Origin of the sequence: Blautia sp. An46, from assembly GCF_002161645.1 — a bacterium.
Lineage (GTDB): Bacteria > Bacillota > Clostridia > Lachnospirales > Lachnospiraceae > Blautia > Blautia ornithocaccae.
On sequence record NZ_NFIF01000005.1, the window covers coordinates 26,307 to 42,300 of the forward strand.

Consider the following 15,994-nt stretch of genomic DNA (forward strand, 5'->3'; position numbering starts at 1 on the left):
CTAAATGAAGAAAGAGTGAATTTAACTGTTCTCCTGATTCGTAATTTTGTGGTATACTAATGAGCAGTATGCATGCAAAAGATTGGAAAGGAAGGGATTTATGAGAGAGCTGTATATACAGGGAAAAGGAAAGATGGACTGTGAAGGAATCCTGGGAATGCTTCTGGGACTTGGAGCGGAGCCAGAGAAGATTCAGGAAAATCTGGAAATACGTTTCTCCTTTCCTGTCAAAATAGAAGTAACAAAAGTATCAGGAAAAGAATATAGCGCCCGGATCATCACGGAAGCCAGGGAAAAGATAGGACTGGACAGGGCAGAAAAATATTTTGCCGGACAGAGAGGAAAGAAGGGAATAGACAGCAAAGTCTCTGAAATGGCGGTGATGCTCTGGCAAGCTTCAAATATGCCTGCAGGGACTCCTTTTCTGAAGCTGGCAGGGGAGGGGACCTCTCTGGTCTCTCTCTCGGCCTTGGCAGAAGCCATGGAGCTGCTGGGATTTTCCCAGTGCAGGGTCTGGGAACTGGAAGAAGGACTTGGAGCAGGAGAAGGAGGATTGGTGCCCTCAAATGAAATTATGAGAATCCTGGAAAAAAGTTCCCTGCCGGTAAATTTTTCTTGCCAAAAGGAAGAGAACCTTACCCCTGGAAGTGCAGCTTTTCTTGCCGCATACGGAAAACCTGCCGGAGAGACAGGAAGGAAGGAGATCAGGGATTGGGCCTGCGGCGTCTCCTGGGAGAAAGAAAATTCCGGAATCATCCGGGGGGTAATATTAGAAGAAAAACAGGACATTCCGGCAGACGAAAGAGAAAAGGACAGGGTGCAGGTTCTGGAGACCAATGTAGATGACTGCTCCGGGGAACAGCTGGGTTACGCCATTGACCGTCTGATGAAGGCTGGAGCTCTGGACGCCAGCTGCTTTCCGATTTTTATGAAGAAAGGCCGTCCGGCCTATATGCTTCAGGTAATCTGCAAAAAAGAGAAGCAGGAGGAGCTGGAGAATATTATTTTCCGGGAGACTACCAGTATCGGACTTCGCAGATATGAAGAAAACCGTCGGATCCTTCACAGGTCCTTTGAAGAAATAACCTTACGGGACGGACATAAAGTAAAAATTAAGATCTGCTGTCATCACGGAGAGAAATTTTTCTATCCGGAATATGATACAGTGAGGCAAGTCTGTGAAGAAACAGGACGGCCTTACCGGAGTGTTTATGATGAGGCGGCAGCTCTGGCAGGAGGTTACAGCAATGACATATGAAGAGAAAAAAGAACAATTTTATGAGAAAATGAAAGAGTATACCCGACAGGATCTCTGTATCGCTTTTTCCGGCGGAGTAGACAGCAGCCTTCTCCTTATGGCAGCAAAAAGGACTATGGAGAAGGAACATAAGATTTATGCAGTGACCTTTGATACCATGCTCCACCCATCCTGTGACCTGGAAACCGCCAGGCGGGTTGCCGGGGAAGCAGGAGTGAACCATGAGATTCTTTACCTTAATGAGCTGGAACAAGAGGAAATCCGTTTTAATCCGGTAAACCGCTGTTACCTGTGCAAAAAAGCTCTCTTTCAGAGATTGAAGGATTTTGCGGCCCAAAAGGGTGTGTCTCTGATTCTGGAAGGCACCAATGAGGACGATCTTCATGTATACAGACCCGGCCTGCAGGCTATCCGGGAGCTGGGAATCCTAAGTCCTCTGGCAGAGACAGGCTTTACCAAGGAGGAGGTAAGAAGATTGGCGGGAGAGCTGGGAGTATCTGTAGCCAGCAGGCCTTCTACCCCCTGTCTGGCTACAAGGCTGCCCTATGGAGCTGAGATAGAGCCGGAGACCCTGGAAAGGATTGCCAGAGGAGAGGAATTTCTCAGAAAAATCGGATTTCCGGTAGTCCGGCTGCGGCTTCACGGGGATATTGCCAGGATTGAGATCCCAAAAGAAGATTTTGGAAGATTTCTGGACAAAAAAGAAACTGTCGCTGAAAATCTGAAAAACATGGGATTTCCCTACATTACTCTGGATATCCAGGGATTCCGCAGCGGAAGTATGGATGAAAATCTCCAGTAGCAATTCTGGGTGTTTTACCTAATGGCCAGAATTGAAACACTGAAGAGCTGTCAAAAAAATTTTTGAGGTGTCAAGAAAAAACACTTGACACTACGGAAAACCTGATGTATGATAGCCAAGGTGATTGTCAGTGGAAAAAATAGTAGAGCAGACGCTGCTGTATGACTTTTACGGCGAGCTTCTCACAGAACATCAGAGAAGAATTTATGAAGATGTAGTGTTAAATGACTATTCCCTCAGTGAAGTGGCCCAGGAACTGGGAATCAGCCGTCAGGGCGTCCATGACAATCTGAAAAGATGCAGCAGGATCCTTGAGGACTATGAAGAAAAGCTTCATCTGGTGGAAAAGTTTGTTTCCATCCGGGAGAAGATCCGGCGTATCCATAAGCTGAGCCAGGAATGTGAGAGCCTGGACAAAGAAGAGCTGGTGTCCCGGATCGAAAGTATTTCCCAGGAGATTTTAGAGGAGTTATAGCAGATGGCATTTGAGAGTTTAACTGATAAACTGCAGAATGTGTTCAAAAATTTAAGGAAAAAAGGCCGTCTGACGGAAGCGGACGTAAAAGCGGCGCTGAAGGAAGTAAAAATGGCCCTCTTAGAAGCGGACGTCAGCTTCAAGGTGGTAAAGCAGTTTATGAAAGCCGTTCAGGAACGGGCAGTAGGACAGGATGTTATGTCTGGTCTGAATCCCGGCCAGATGGTGATCAAAATCGTAAACGAAGAACTGGTAAAGCTTATGGGCAGCGAGACCACAGAGCTTGCCCTGAGACCGGGAAATGAAGTGACAGTCATTATGATGGCAGGTCTTCAGGGTGCAGGTAAGACCACCACTGCCGCAAAGCTGGCAGGTAAGCTGAAATCCAAGGGAAGAAAGCCCCTTCTGGCAGCCTGTGATGTTTACCGTCCGGCAGCCATCAAGCAGCTCCAGGTCAATGGAGAGAAGCAGGGCGTAGAAGTGTTTACTATGGGTGACAAGAACAGTCCGGTGGACATTGCCAAGGGAGCTTATGAACACGCAAAAAATGAAAAATACAATGTTTTGATATTAGATACCGCAGGACGTCTTCACATAGATGAGGATATGATGCAGGAGCTGGAGAACATAAAAGCGGCTCTCACTGTGGATCAGACAGTTCTGGTAGTAGATGCCATGACCGGACAGGATGCGGTAAATGTGGCAGAGACCTTCCAGAACAAGGTGGGCATCGACGGTGTGATCCTGACAAAGATGGATGGTGACACCAGAGGCGGTGCGGCCCTTTCCATTAAGGCTATCAGCGGAAAGCCTATCCTCTACGTAGGTATGGGAGAAAAACTTTCCGATCTGGAGCAGTTTTATCCGGAGCGTATGGCCTCCCGTATTCTGGGAATGGGAGATGTAATGAGTCTCATTGAAAAGGCTCAGGCCAATCTGGATGAAGAAAAGGCAAAAGAGATGGAACAGAAGTTCCGGAAGAATACTTTTGGCTTTGACGATTACCTGGAGAGTATGAATCAGATGAAAAACATGGGCGGTCTGTCCAGCGTTCTGAGCATGCTTCCCGGCATCGGTTCCCAGGTAAAGGATATTGACAGCATGGTAGATGAGAAAGAACTGGCCCGGAAAGAGGCTATGATCCTTTCTATGACGCCAAAGGAGCGTTCTAATCCTGACATCCTGAATCCTTCCAGAAAAGCGAGGATTGCAAAAGGAGCAGGGGTGGACGTGGCAGAAGTTAACCGCATGGTAAAACAGTTCGAGCAGGCCAAGAAGATGATGAAGCAGATGCCCGGACTGATGGGCGGCAAAGGTGGTAAAAGAGGAAAATTCAAACTCCCCTTTTAACATATAAGAATGAGTAAAGATCAGGAGGTGAAAAGAACATGGCAGTAAAAATCAGATTAAGAAGAATGGGACAGAAAAAAGCTCCTTTCTATAGAATCATCGTTGCAGATTCCAGATCCCCAAGAGATGGAAAGTTCATCGAGGAGATTGGAACCTATGATCCAAACCAGGATCCAAGCGTATACAAAGTAGATGAAGAAGCAGCAAAGAGATGGCTGGCTAACGGTGCTCAGCCTACAGACGTAGTTGCTAAGATCTTTAAGCTGGCTGGTATCGAAAAATAATCGGGAGGTACTTTGTAATGAAAGAATTAGTAGAAGTAATTGCAAAATCTCTGGTAGATTGTCCCGATGAAGTCGTTGTTACCGAGACAGAAGAAAATGACGCAGTCCTTGTAGAGCTTAAAGTAGCGCCTTCCGACATGGGTAAAGTGATCGGACGCCAGGGACGGATCGCAAAAGCTATCCGCATAGTGGTAAAGGCCGCATCTTCAAAGAGCGACAAAAAGGTAGTCGTTGATATTTTGCAGTAAGCGTTTCGCTTATGACAGCATAGAAAGGGCTGTTGCAATAAAAGATTATTGCGGCAGCTCTTCTTTTATATAGGAGAGAAAAAATGGAAGATTTGCTTCAGGTTGGAGTCATTACCACCACCCATGGCATTCGGGGAGAGGTAAAGGTATTTCCCACTACAGATGATCCCCGGAGGTTTGAGAAACTCCCCAGCGTGCTCCTGGATACAGGGAAAGAATTGTGTGAACTGGAAATCCAGAGAGTGAAATATTTCAAACAGTTTGTGATCCTGAAATTCCAGGATGTAGATGATATTAATGAGATCGAACCCTATAAAGGAAAAAGTCTCTATGTGACCAGAGACATGGCAGTGCCTTTAGGAGAAAACGAATATTATATCGCAGATCTTATAGGTATGGATGTTTTTCTGGAAGACGGAAGCCTTTTTGGAAACATAAAAGACGTTATGGAGACAGGGGCCAATGACGTATATATTGTCCAGACCCAGGAAAAAGAAGTGCTGATCCCGGCGATCAAGGACTGTATCCGCCAGGTAGATGTGAAGGAAAACAAGATGGTCATCCATCTTTTAAAAGGATTGGTCTAGGAGGAAGGGTATGAAATTTCATGTACTGACTTTATTTCCGGAAATGATCGAAAATGCAGTCCACACCAGCATTACTGGACGGGCGGTAAAGAAAGGGACCATATCCCTGGATACGGTAAATATCCGGGATTTTTCGGATAATAAGCATATGCGGGTAGATGATTACCCTTATGGAGGCGGCGCCGGCATGGTGATGCAGCCAGAGCCTGTATACCGTGCCTGGACATCGGTGGCAGAACCATGCAGTAAAGAGGGAAAAAAGCCCAGATGTATCTATCTGACCCCTCAGGGCAGGGTTCTGAACCAGACACTGGTAGAAGAACTGGCTATGGAAGAAGAGCTGATACTTCTCTGCGGCCATTATGAAGGAATAGATGAACGGGTTTTGGAGGAAGTGGTCACAGACTATGTGTCCATTGGTGATTATGTCCTGACAGGAGGAGAGCTGGCAGCCTGTGTGCTTATCGATGCGGTATCCAGATTTGTGCCGGGGGTGCTGAGCAATGAGGAGTCTTTCCAGTTTGAATCCATCCAGGATAATCTTCTGGAATACCCTCACTATACCAGACCAGAAGTATGGCAGGACAGAAAGGTACCGGAAGTGCTCCTGAAAGGAGACCACAAAAAAATCCAGTCCTGGCGTATGGAACAGTCTTTGGAGAGGACCAGACAGAGAAGACCGGACCTTCTGGAGAAGAACCGGCAAGTGACTGCTGCTGTTTTCAGCCCTACAGGAGGTACCAGAAGAGCGGCAGAGATCTTTACAGAATATCTCACCCAGAATCCCAGATATATAGATTTGACCAGAAGAAAGCTGAGAAAAGAAAAAATAAAATTTTCTTCCAGAGAACTTCTGATCGCAGCAGCACCTGTCTACGGAGGACAGCTTCCGGTTATGGAAGAGCCTCTTTTTGCCAACCTTCAGGGAGAAGGAACTCCCTGTGTTATTATAGCAGCCTATGGAAACCGGCATTATGACGACACACTGGCTCAGATGAAGGAACGTCTGGAGAGCCAGGGATTTATCTGCATCGGAGCAGCCGCCCCCATAATTCCTCATATCTATTCCCCTGTTCTGGGAAAGGGAAGGCCAGATGAAAAGGATCAGCAGATACTCCGGAGATTGGCAGTGGAGATTAAGAAAAGACTGGAAAAAGGCCAGGAAGAAGGTTTCCTTTCTATTTGTCTCCCGGGAAATCCTCGGCCAGAACCGAAACAGATGAAGCCGGTAGAAAAACATTTTGACAGAGGACTGTGCACTAACTGCCAGGCCTGCGTTCAGAAATGTCCTGTAAACGCTATTTCTCAGGAGACCCTGGAAATCTGTGAGGACAGATGTCTGAACTGTATGTCCTGTACAAAAGTCTGCAAGGCCGGTGCCAGAGGATTTGACTGTTCCCAGGTAAGGCAGTATCTGGAGAGTAATTACAGCAGTCCCAGAAAAACAGAGGTTTTTTAAACCTTTTTACTTGACAGGATAGTATCCCCATAGTATAATGATATCCGTTGTGAATGGTGGGAGCAGTGCGCCCTCACTTAAAAAAGAGATGGTCCTCTGCTGCGTAGTGCATTAAGAACATCCAGAGATAAAGGAGAATAATTATGAACGAAATCATCAAAAACATTGAAGCTGCTCAGCTGAAAGCAGAAGTACCTCAGTTTAACGTAGGTGACACAGTAAGAGTACACGGAAAGATCAAAGAGGGAAACCGTGAGAGAATCCAGGTATTCGAAGGTGTTGTTTTAAAGAAACAGGGCGGAAGCAGCCGTGAGACATTTACTGTAAGAAAGAATTCTAACGGTATCGGTGTAGAAAAGACATGGCCTCTTCATTCCCCAAATGTAGAAAAGGTAGAGGTTATCAGACGCGGTAAAGTAAGACGTGCAAAACTGAACTACTTGAGACAGCGTGTTGGTAAAGCTGCAAAAGTAAAAGAGTTAGTAAGATAATATGGTGATAAACAGGGGGCCGCTGTGTGGAGAGACATTCAGCGGCCCCCTGTTTCTTAAACATATAAAAAAGTACCGAGCGAATTTTGCTCATCCACTATATACAGGATTCGGGGGTCAGCATGAAAAAGAGAAAAAAGAAAAAAATACAGAAGATAGAGTTTCAGAGAGAAATGGCTCTGGAGTTTATTAAAAGCGAAAAGGGACGTCCTGTTTTTGCCTGGGTATTCCAGATCGCAGTAACCCTGGCCCTGGCGGCAGTGGTGGCCATCTTTTTTTTCCAGAGTATTGCAATGCAGGAAAGCAGTATGGAACCAACTATAGAGACCGGGGAGAGATTCTTTATCAATAAACTGGCCTATAAATTTACTAACCCTGGCCGGGGAGATATCATCGCTTTCACTAAAGATGGCAGCGATGATGCACCTGTCCATATTAAGCGGGTGATCGGCCTGCCGGGAGAGACTATAGAAATCCGTGATGGCGTTATCTATATTGACGGAGAGGAATATGAAGAGGAAGGAGACCTTCCCCAGATCAGCAATCCTGGTCTGGCAGAAAATGGAGTGACATTAGACGGAGATGAATATTTTGTACTGGGAGATAACAGGAATAACAGTGAAGACAGCCGGTTTGCGGAAGTACAGAATATAAATGAAAAGTATATTGAAGGAAAGCTCTGGTTCTGCTGTTATCCCGCAGACAAGATAGGGTTTGTAAAACATTAGAAAAGCGAGGAAAAATATGAATTATCAATGGTATCCCGGACACATGACAAAGGCGAAGCGGATGATGGAGGAAAACATCAAGCTCATTGATCTGATCATAGAGGTGGTAGATGCAAGAATCCCCATATCCAGCAGAAACCCTGACATTGACCAGCTGGGAAAAAATAAGGCAAGACTTCTCCTGTTGAATAAATCAGATCTGGCAGACCCGGATCAGAATGAAGCCTGGAGCCGTTTTTTTCAGGAAAAGGGATTTCATGTGCTAAAACTGAATTCCAGAAGCGGAAGCGGAGTGAAAGGTGTGCTGCCGTTGGTCATGGAAGCCTGTAAAGAAAAAATCGAAAGAGACAAAAGAAGAGGTATAAAAAATCGGCCTGTTCGGGCTATGGTAGTGGGAATCCCCAATGTAGGAAAATCTACTTTTATCAATGCTTTTGCAGGAAAAGCCTGTACCAAAACAGGAAATAAACCGGGAGTGACCAAAGGAAAACAGTGGATCCGGATCAATAAGAGCCTGGAACTTCTGGATACGCCCGGTATTCTCTGGCCAAAATTCGAGGACCAGCAGGTAGGTGCCAGATTGGCTATGGTCGGCTCTATAAAAGACGAAATATTAAATCTTGAGGAATTATCTCTGGAGCTTCTGAAATATCTCCACAGAGACTATCCTGGGTTGTTAAAGGCCAGATACGAAATAGAAGAATCTCCGGAGCCTCTGACTATGCTGGAGCAGATCGCATCAAACCGGAAGTGCATCCAGAAAGGCGGAGAGCTTGATTATGGAAAAGCCGCAGGGATTCTTCTGGAGGAATTCCGAAATGGAAAGATTGGGCGGATTACTTTGGAGAAACCTCTGATACAGGAGCAGTAAAGAATGAAGAGCATACAGGAAATAAAGGAAGAGTTTAAAAGAGCTGCGCTGAAAGAACTTCCGGCTCTTATGGAGAATTACAGGGAAGACCAGCGCAAAGGGGTCATGAATCTTCTGGAACAGGCTGGGAAACGGCTGGAAAAGCTGGAGGCAGAGAGAGTACGTCTGGAGAAAATGAGAGCCTATGAGCATGAATATGAACATCTGGGTTATGTCTGCGGTATTGACGAGGCAGGAAGAGGTCCTTTTGCAGGACCTGTGGTGGCAGGGGCGGTAATCCTGCCAAAAGACTGTGAAATCCTGGGCCTGAATGACTCTAAACAGATTTCCGAAAAAAGAAGAGAAGAACTCTATGAGGAGATCATAGAAAAAGCAGTGGCTGCAGAAACAGGCTTTGCCAGTCCGGCCAGAATTGATGAGATTAATATCCTGCAGGCCACCTATGAAGCTATGAGAGAAGCAGTAGGAAAACTCCCTGTGAGACCGCAGATTCTTTTGAATGATGCAGTTACTATACCGGGAATAGAGATCCCCCAGGTGCCCATTATAAAAGGAGACAGTAAAAGCCTTTCCATTGCTGCAGCCAGTATTGTGGCAAAAGTTACCAGAGACCGGCTGATGCGGGAGTATGATAAGATCATGCCGGAGTATGGATTTGCGTCCCATAAGGGATATGGCTCCAGGGAACATATTGAGGCATTGAGAAAATATGGCCCCTCTCCTATACATAGAAAAACTTTTATAAGAAATGTTTTTGAGGACAGGACATGACCGGCGGGAGAAAAGGCCCGGACTCTTCTAAGAAGATTGGAAGCCGCTATGAGCAGGCTGCTGCAGATTTTCTCCAGGACCGGGGCTATAAAATTCTGGAGCGGAATTTCCGCTGCCCTGCAGGAGAAATTGATATTATTGCCAGAGAGGGAGAATATCTCTGCTTTCTGGAAGTAAAGTTCAGAAGCGAAAAGGACCGGGGGACTCCCCAGGAAGCTGTGAACGGAAGAAAGCAGCGGAGGATATCAAGAGCAGCCCTTTATTATATGATGAAAAATGGGCTGAGTGATACCACACCCTGCAGGTTTGATGTAGTGGGAATTTTGCCAGAGAAGACCACATTGATAAAGAATGCGTTTTCTTTTAAGAGGTGAATGATGAAAATTAAATGGGACAAAGACACAGAAGAACATATGGCAGTACAGGAAAAGGAAGGGGTCGTTTATCTTACCTATCCGGCATTTGAAAAATTTCCCCAGTTCTGTCATGGCTTTTCTACCAGGCTGGGAGGCGTGAGCCAGGGAATTTACAGCACTATGAATTTAAGCTTTCAGAGGGGGGACCTGGAAGAAAATGTGTCTGAAAATTACCGGCGTATTGCCAGGGCCATAGGCTTTGACCTGGAGGGGGCAGTGTGCTCTCAGCAGACTCACACAGTCAATATCCGTCAGGTAAAAAAAGAGGATGGAGGCAAGGGGATTCTGAAGCCCTTGGACTATCAGGACATTGACGGATTGATCACAGATATACCAGGCATGACTCTCGTAACTTCTTTTGCAGACTGTGTTCCTCTGTTTTTTATGGATCCAGTTCATAATGCTATAGGTCTGGCTCATTCCGGCTGGAAAGGAACAGCGGCCAGAATGGGACGCCATATGCTGGGAGCGATGAAAGAAGCCTTCGGTTCAAAGTCATCAGAGATATATGCGGCTATTGGCCCCTCTATCTGCCAGAAATGTTATGAGGTGAGCCAGGATGTGGCAGAGATTTTTTTTAGAGAGTTTCCCCAAAGCCAGAAGGAAAAACACTTTATTTACAGAAAAGATAATGGAAAATATCAGCTGAACCTTTGGAGAGCCAACGAAATAATCTTTCTTGAGGAAGGGATTCCCAAGGAGCATATTAGTTTTCCCGGAATCTGTACCTGCTGCAACCCGGAGCTGCTCTTTTCCCACAGGGCCAGTAAAGGAAAAAGGGGAAATCTGTCAGCTTTTCTGGAAATCAGGCCGTCAATGGAATAGTTGCATAAAGTTTACAAAGTATCTTAGGCAATATTACATAAATGTTACAAAAAAATGAAAAACCACTGTTCATTTCACAGATTCTATGATATAATCTTAAGCGTTAGTGAAAAGGAGCTTTGGTATGAAGAACAAAACAACTACAAGCCTGCTTATGGGGCTGTTGGCAGTGAGTCTGGCTGCATCCCCCTGTTACGCTTCCACCCAGCAGAAGATTACAGATACTCAGAATGCGCAGCAGGAAAACCAGCAGAAATTGGACGACGCTCAAAGCCGGATCAACAGTCTGGAATCAAAGAAAGACGATCTGGAAGGGTACTTGCAGGAGTTAAATCAACAGCTGGGCGACTTGGAAGAAAATTTGCAGGAAATTCAGACAAAATCAGATGAGACACAGAAGACTTTGGAGAAACTTGAAAAGGAGCTGGAGGCTGCCAAAGAAAAAGAAGCGCAGCAGTATAACGATATGAAGCTCCGCATCCAGTATATGTACGAAAATGCAGAAGGCTCATATGTGGTTATGCTTTTGGAGTCTAACTCTATTTCTGATTTTCTGAGTCAGGCAGAGAATATGTCTCAGATTACAAATTACGACAGGGACATGCTGGAAGAGTATAAAAAGACAACAGAAGAGATACAGGAAAAAGAAGCCAGTATCCAGGAAGAACAGCAGGAACTGGAAGAATTGAAACAGCAGAGCCTGGACAAGCAGGACGAAATCTATGAGGTTGTGAAAACAACCAATCTGCAGATTCAGGATTATGAAGGACAGATTTCCCAGGAAGAGGGAAATGCAGAAAAGTTAATGGCTCAGATTGAAAGCCAGAAGGATACGATCAATTCTCTGATCAAACAGCAGAAAGATGAAGAGGCTGCACAGATTCAGGCACAGCGCCAGGCAGAGGCTGCGGCAGAGCAGCAGCAGGCTGCATCAGAATCTTCTCAGAGCAGTCAGGAGAATACCCAGACAACAACGTCATCTTCCTCATCATCTTCAGAGTCATCCTCAGGAAGCCAGGAAAGTCAGTCCTCTGATTCTGGCAGCGGCAATACATATCTGGGAAGATTCCGGCTTACAGGGTATTGTCCCTGCGCTCAGTGCTGTGGTAAGTCTGACGGAATCACCGCCAGCGGAACTCAGGCTACAGCGGGAAGAACGGTTGCCATGGGCGGTGTTCCTCTAGGAACAAAACTGATGATCAATGGAACGATCTATACAGTGGAAGACAGGGGAACTTCTTATGGACATGTGGATATTTTCTTTAATACCCATGGAGAGGCTCTTCAGTTCGGAAGCGGCTATGCAGATGTGTACCAGGTTAATTAAATAATTTATACATAACAAAAAACAGAAGGAATTTTCATCCTTCTGTTTTTTTTGATACTTTTGTCAGCTTCTCTTGAGAAGCTGATTGATCTTTTGGGTTGTGCTCCTTACCTTTTCCACAGACAGGTCGTGATTCAGGATATCCATAATACTAGCCAGATATTTACTCATATCTGCTTCCAGGTAGTAAGGTCTTTTCAGAAGCTCCGGATTACGGTAACTCAGGTTTGTAGTGATAACACGATAGATATACTCTTTTTCGTAGTATTCATCGAATTTTTCCAGACCATCGGTGAACAGGCCAAAAGTCGTGCAGACAATTACCCGTCTGGCTTTTCGGTCTTTCAGTTTTTTGGCGACATCCAGCATGCTTTCTCCAGAGGAAATCATATCATCAATGACTACCACATCTTTTCCCTCTACAGAATCGCCAAGGAATTCGTGAGCTACAATTGGATTCTTTCCATTTACAATTGTAGAGTAATCCCTGCGCTTATAGAACATTCCCATATCTACACCGAGAATATTGGAAAAATACACAGCTCTCTGCATAGCGCCTTCGTCAGGGCTGATGATCATCAGATGCTCATTATCGATTTTAAAGTTATCAATAGAGGCGACCATTGTCTTTAAAAACTGGTAGGTAGGCATGAAATTGTCAAAACCGGACAAAGGAATGGCATTCTGCATTCGGGGATCATGGGCGTCAAAAGTGATGATATTGGAAACACCCATCTGCACCAGTTCCTGAAGGGCAAGAGCACAGTCCAGAGATTCTCTCTTGCTTCTCTTGTGCTGGCGGCTTTCGTAAAGGAATGGCATGATCACATTGATCCTGTGGGCTTTTCCTGCTGCTGTAGCGATGATCCTCTTCAGATCCTGATAGTGATCGTCCGGAGACATGTGGTTGGTATGACCGCAGATTTTATAAGTCATACTGTGATTGCATACATCTACCATAACAAACATGTCGGTTCCACGGATGGACTCGCTGATCACGCCTTTGGCTTCACCGGAACCAAAACGTGGGCATTCACAATCAATAAGGAAGCTATCCTCTGCATAGCCTCGGAAATTAAGTCCGGACTGATTGTGGGAATTTAATTCTTTTCGAAATTGAACCAGATGGGCATCTACCTGAGATGCCAGCTGAGCGCAGCTTTCCAGAGCTGCTATTTTGATAGGGGCCACTGGAATAGATTTTTCCAGCAAACTGATATTGATCATAAAGACCTCCATGTAATTTCTTGTATTTTACTTTCTTTTTACATCATACACATTAAGTTATAACATTCGACATAATATCCAGTCAAGGAAAAATATTGCTTTTTTATTGCTTTGTTGGTATACTAGCCGCAGAGCAGCTGGTATTTCCAGCTGCTGCCGGATGAACAGAAACGCTTATTTTTGCGGAAAAGAGAGAGGTATATATGACAAAATCCAGACACATAATCAGAGAAGTGGAAGAGGGAAGCATTGCCTGGGAACTGGAGCTGGAACCTGGAGATGAGCTTCTTTCTATAAATGGAAATGCCATTGAGGATGTTTTCGATTATCACTACCTGGTGAATGATGAAGAAATACTGCTGTTAGTCAAAAAGGCAAACGGAGAAGAATGGGAACTGGAAGTGGAGAAAGAATATGAGGAAGATCTGGGAATCGTCTTTGAGAACAGCTTAATGGACGAATACCGTTCCTGCAGCAACCACTGTATTTTCTGTTTTATCGATCAGATGCCTCCGGGAATGCGGGAAACTCTTTATTTTAAAGATGATGATTCCCGGCTGTCTTTTCTTCAGGGGAATTATGTGACCCTTACAAACATGAGCGATCACGATATTGACCGGATCATAGAGTATCATCTGGCCCCTATAAATATTTCCTTCCATACGACAAATCCGGAGCTTCGGCGAAGGATGCTCCACAATCGATTTGCAGGAGATATCTTTCCAAAGGTGGACAGGCTGTACCAGGCGGGGATTGAGATGAATGGACAGATTGTTCTGTGCAAAGGGATCAACGATGCTAAAGAACTTGAGAGGAGTATAAAAGACCTTTCCCAATATCTTCCTCATCTAAAAAGTGTTTCTGTGGTACCTGTAGGCCTGAGCAGGTTTAGGGAAGGTCTATATCCTCTGGAACCTTTTGATAAGGAGGATGCCTGCAGAGTCATCGATCAGATTGAGATATGGCAGAAAAGGCTGTATGAACAGTATGGTCTGCATTTTATCCATGCCAGTGATGAGTGGTATCTTCTGGCAGAGAGAAAATTGCCGGAAGAAGAGCGGTATGACGGATATCTGCAGCTGGAAAACGGTGTGGGAATGCTGCGGCTTTTAGAAGAGCAGGTGACTGAGGCGTTAGAAGGCCAGGAGGGAGATGACAGAAGAGGGACCCTGGCCTTTGCTACGGGAAACCTTGCTTACCCCTTTATCAGTCGTTATATGGAAAAAATCCAGAAAAAATTTCCAAATGTACAGGTTCGGGGGTATAATGTAAAAAACCGCTTTTTTGGAGAGCAGATAACTGTGTCCGGCCTTCTTACCGGACAGGATCTGATCCAGCAGCTGAAAGGAAAAGAATTGGGTGAATACCTTCTTCTCCCTTGCAATATGCTGAGAAGCGGAGAAAACGTTTTCCTGGATGATGTGACTGTGGAAGATGTGGAGAGAGAATTAAAGGTGTCTGTGAAGATTGTAGGAGAAGAAGGAGCTGATCTTATAGAGGCTGTTCTGAACAGAGAAGCAGGCAGAGAACATAAAAGGAGACAAATGTATGAGCAAACCAATTGTAGCTATAGTGGGACGGCCCAATGTGGGAAAATCCACACTTTTTAATGCTCTGGCGGGAGAAAAGATATCTATAGTAAAGGATACCCCGGGAGTTACCCGTGACAGGATTTATGCCGATGTTACCTGGCTGGACAAAACCTTTACGCTGATCGATACCGGAGGTATTGAGCCAGAGAGTAAAGATATCATTCTTTCTCAGATGAGGGAGCAGGCACAGATTGCCATTGATACGGCGGATGTGATCGTTTTTATTACAGATGTCCGTCAGGGACTGGTAGATGCAGACAGTAAAGTTGCAGATATGCTTCGCAGAAGCCAGAAACCTGTAGTACTGGTGGTAAATAAGGTAGACAGTTTCCAGAAGTATATGATGGACACTTATGAATTTTATAATCTTGGAATCGGAGAACCAGTGCCGATTTCTGCAGCCTCTATGCTGGGGCTGGGAGATATGCTGGAAAAGGTAACAGAGCACTTTCAGGATATTCCCCAGGATGAGGAAGAGGATGAAATCCCCAGGATTGCTGTGGTGGGCAAGCCCAACGTAGGTAAATCTTCTCTGATCAATAAGATTGTAGGAGAGGATAGAGTTATCGTTTCCGATATCGCCGGCACGACCAGAGATGCTATTGATACCAGAGTGGTCTATCAGGATAAAGAATATATTTTTATAGATACTGCAGGTCTGAGAAGGAAAAACAAGATCAAAGAGGAGCTGGAACGCTACAGCATTATCCGTACAGTGACGGCTGTAGAGAGGGCAGATGTAGTAGTTATGATGATCGATGCAGAGGAAGGGGTTACGGAACAGGATGCTAAGATCGCAGGGATTGCCCACGACAGAGGAAAGGGAATCGTCATTGCTGTAAATAAATGGGATGCTATTGAAAAAGATGATAAAACCATATATAAATTTACAAATAAGGTAAGAGAAATCCTTTCCTTTATGCCCTATGCGGAAATTATGTTTATTTCTGCAAAGACAGGACAGAGAATTCCGAAGCTCTTTGAGACCATTGACATGGTGCTGGAAAACCAGACCCTGCGTATCCAGACGGGAGTTCTGAATGAGATTATTACGGAAGCGGTAGCTATGCAGCAGCCTCCTTCTGATAAAGGAAAAAGGCTGAAGATTTTCTATGCTACTCAGGTTTCTGTGAAGCCGCCTACCTTTGTTATCTTTGTAAACAGCAAAGAACTGATGCATTTTTCCTACACAAGATATCTGGAAAATAAAGTTCGGGAGGCTTTTGGCTTTAAAGGAACTTCTCTGAAGTTTATTATCAGAGAAAGAAAAGAGGGGGAATAGA

The 15,994-nt window shown here is 45.1% G+C and carries 18 protein-coding genes and 1 pseudogene; 18 read left to right on the plus strand and 1 reads right to left on the minus strand.

The annotated features are described in order from the left end of the window. Positions 1–100: 100 nt before the first annotated feature. The 16 genes and pseudogenes from larC (at position 101) to B5G00_RS05575 (ending at position 11,892) form a co-directional block, all read left to right on the plus strand. Positions 101–1,258 carry a nickel insertion protein gene (gene larC / locus B5G00_RS05505; RefSeq protein ID WP_242971289.1) on the plus strand — a complete coding sequence of 386 codons (1,158 nt, stop codon included), beginning with the start codon at positions 101–103 and terminating at the stop codon, positions 1,256–1,258. Further along, a complete protein-coding gene (gene larE / locus B5G00_RS05510) occupies positions 1,248–2,060 on the plus strand; it encodes an ATP-dependent sacrificial sulfur transferase LarE (protein WP_087269768.1) in 813 nt (270 codons plus the stop codon). Before larC ends, larE begins: the two co-directional genes overlap by 11 nt. A gap of 130 nt (positions 2,061–2,190) precedes the next feature. After that, positions 2,191–2,535 carry a YlxM family DNA-binding protein gene (ylxM, locus tag B5G00_RS05515; protein WP_087269772.1) on the plus strand — a complete coding sequence of 115 codons (345 nt, stop codon included), beginning with the start codon at positions 2,191–2,193 and terminating at the stop codon, positions 2,533–2,535. Positions 2,536–2,538: 3 nt separating this feature from the next. Then, the gene (ffh, locus tag B5G00_RS05520; RefSeq protein WP_087269775.1) at positions 2,539–3,885 is read left to right on the plus strand and encodes a signal recognition particle protein; all 1,347 of its coding nucleotides are present in this window, start codon (positions 2,539–2,541) and stop codon (positions 3,883–3,885) included. A gap of 38 nt (positions 3,886–3,923) precedes the next feature. Beyond that, positions 3,924–4,169 carry a 30S ribosomal protein S16 gene (gene rpsP, locus B5G00_RS05525; protein ID WP_087269778.1) on the plus strand — a complete coding sequence of 82 codons (246 nt, stop codon included), beginning with the start codon at positions 3,924–3,926 and terminating at the stop codon, positions 4,167–4,169. Between the two features lie 17 nt (positions 4,170–4,186). Next, entirely contained in the window at positions 4,187–4,417 is a 231-nt protein-coding gene (locus B5G00_RS05530) for a KH domain-containing protein (protein ID WP_087269781.1), read from the plus strand. Positions 4,418–4,500: 83 nt separating this feature from the next. Beyond that, the gene (gene rimM / locus B5G00_RS05535; protein ID WP_087269784.1) at positions 4,501–5,004 is read left to right on the plus strand and encodes a ribosome maturation factor RimM; all 504 of its coding nucleotides are present in this window, start codon (positions 4,501–4,503) and stop codon (positions 5,002–5,004) included. A gap of 10 nt (positions 5,005–5,014) precedes the next feature. After that, positions 5,015–5,701, plus strand: a pseudogene (trmD, locus tag B5G00_RS19920) (tRNA (guanosine(37)-N1)-methyltransferase TrmD); the annotation flags it as partial. 522 nt (positions 5,702–6,223) lie between these two features. After that, a complete protein-coding gene (locus B5G00_RS19925; RefSeq protein ID WP_442856319.1) occupies positions 6,224–6,463 on the plus strand; it encodes a 4Fe-4S binding protein in 240 nt (79 codons plus the stop codon). 143 nt (positions 6,464–6,606) lie between these two features. Beyond that, on the plus strand, positions 6,607–6,954 hold the full coding sequence (gene rplS, locus B5G00_RS05545) for a 50S ribosomal protein L19 (RefSeq protein ID WP_087269791.1): 348 nt from the start codon (positions 6,607–6,609) through the stop codon (positions 6,952–6,954). 122 nt (positions 6,955–7,076) lie between these two features. Further along, positions 7,077–7,682 carry a signal peptidase I gene (gene lepB, locus B5G00_RS05550; protein ID WP_087269794.1) on the plus strand — a complete coding sequence of 202 codons (606 nt, stop codon included), beginning with the start codon at positions 7,077–7,079 and terminating at the stop codon, positions 7,680–7,682. 16 nt (positions 7,683–7,698) lie between these two features. Continuing rightward, positions 7,699–8,553, plus strand: a complete 855-nt coding sequence (ylqF, locus tag B5G00_RS05555; protein WP_087269797.1) for a ribosome biogenesis GTPase YlqF — start codon at positions 7,699–7,701, stop codon at positions 8,551–8,553. A 3-nt stretch (positions 8,554–8,556) separates the two neighbouring features. Beyond that, the gene (locus B5G00_RS05560; RefSeq protein WP_087269800.1) at positions 8,557–9,324 is read left to right on the plus strand and encodes a ribonuclease HII; all 768 of its coding nucleotides are present in this window, start codon (positions 8,557–8,559) and stop codon (positions 9,322–9,324) included. Next, entirely contained in the window at positions 9,321–9,698 is a 378-nt protein-coding gene (locus B5G00_RS05565) for a YraN family protein (RefSeq protein ID WP_087269803.1), read from the plus strand. The genes B5G00_RS05560 and B5G00_RS05565 overlap by 4 nt, the downstream gene beginning before the upstream one ends. Positions 9,699–9,701: 3 nt before the next feature. Next, positions 9,702–10,565, plus strand: coding sequence for a peptidoglycan editing factor PgeF (gene pgeF, locus B5G00_RS05570; protein WP_087269806.1), 864 nt, complete (start codon positions 9,702–9,704; stop codon positions 10,563–10,565). Positions 10,566–10,689: 124 nt separating this feature from the next. Further along, entirely contained in the window at positions 10,690–11,892 is a 1,203-nt protein-coding gene (locus tag B5G00_RS05575; protein ID WP_087269809.1) for a PcsB-like coiled-coil domain-containing protein, read from the plus strand. A 63-nt stretch (positions 11,893–11,955) separates the two neighbouring features. Here the strand turns inward: B5G00_RS05575 and B5G00_RS05580 are convergent, their stop codons facing one another. After that, complete coding sequence (locus B5G00_RS05580; protein ID WP_087269812.1) at positions 11,956–13,119, minus strand: ribose-phosphate pyrophosphokinase; 1,164 nt, start codon at positions 13,117–13,119, stop codon at positions 11,956–11,958. A 203-nt stretch (positions 13,120–13,322) separates the two neighbouring features. Between B5G00_RS05580 and B5G00_RS05585 the strand changes: the two genes are divergently transcribed. Beyond that, positions 13,323–14,729 carry a DUF512 domain-containing protein gene (locus B5G00_RS05585; protein WP_087269815.1) on the plus strand — a complete coding sequence of 469 codons (1,407 nt, stop codon included), beginning with the start codon at positions 13,323–13,325 and terminating at the stop codon, positions 14,727–14,729. Next, positions 14,668–15,993 carry a ribosome biogenesis GTPase Der gene (der, locus tag B5G00_RS05590; RefSeq protein WP_087269818.1) on the plus strand — a complete coding sequence of 442 codons (1,326 nt, stop codon included), beginning with the start codon at positions 14,668–14,670 and terminating at the stop codon, positions 15,991–15,993. Before B5G00_RS05585 ends, der begins: the two co-directional genes overlap by 62 nt. The last annotated feature ends 1 nt before the right edge of the window (position 15,994 follow it).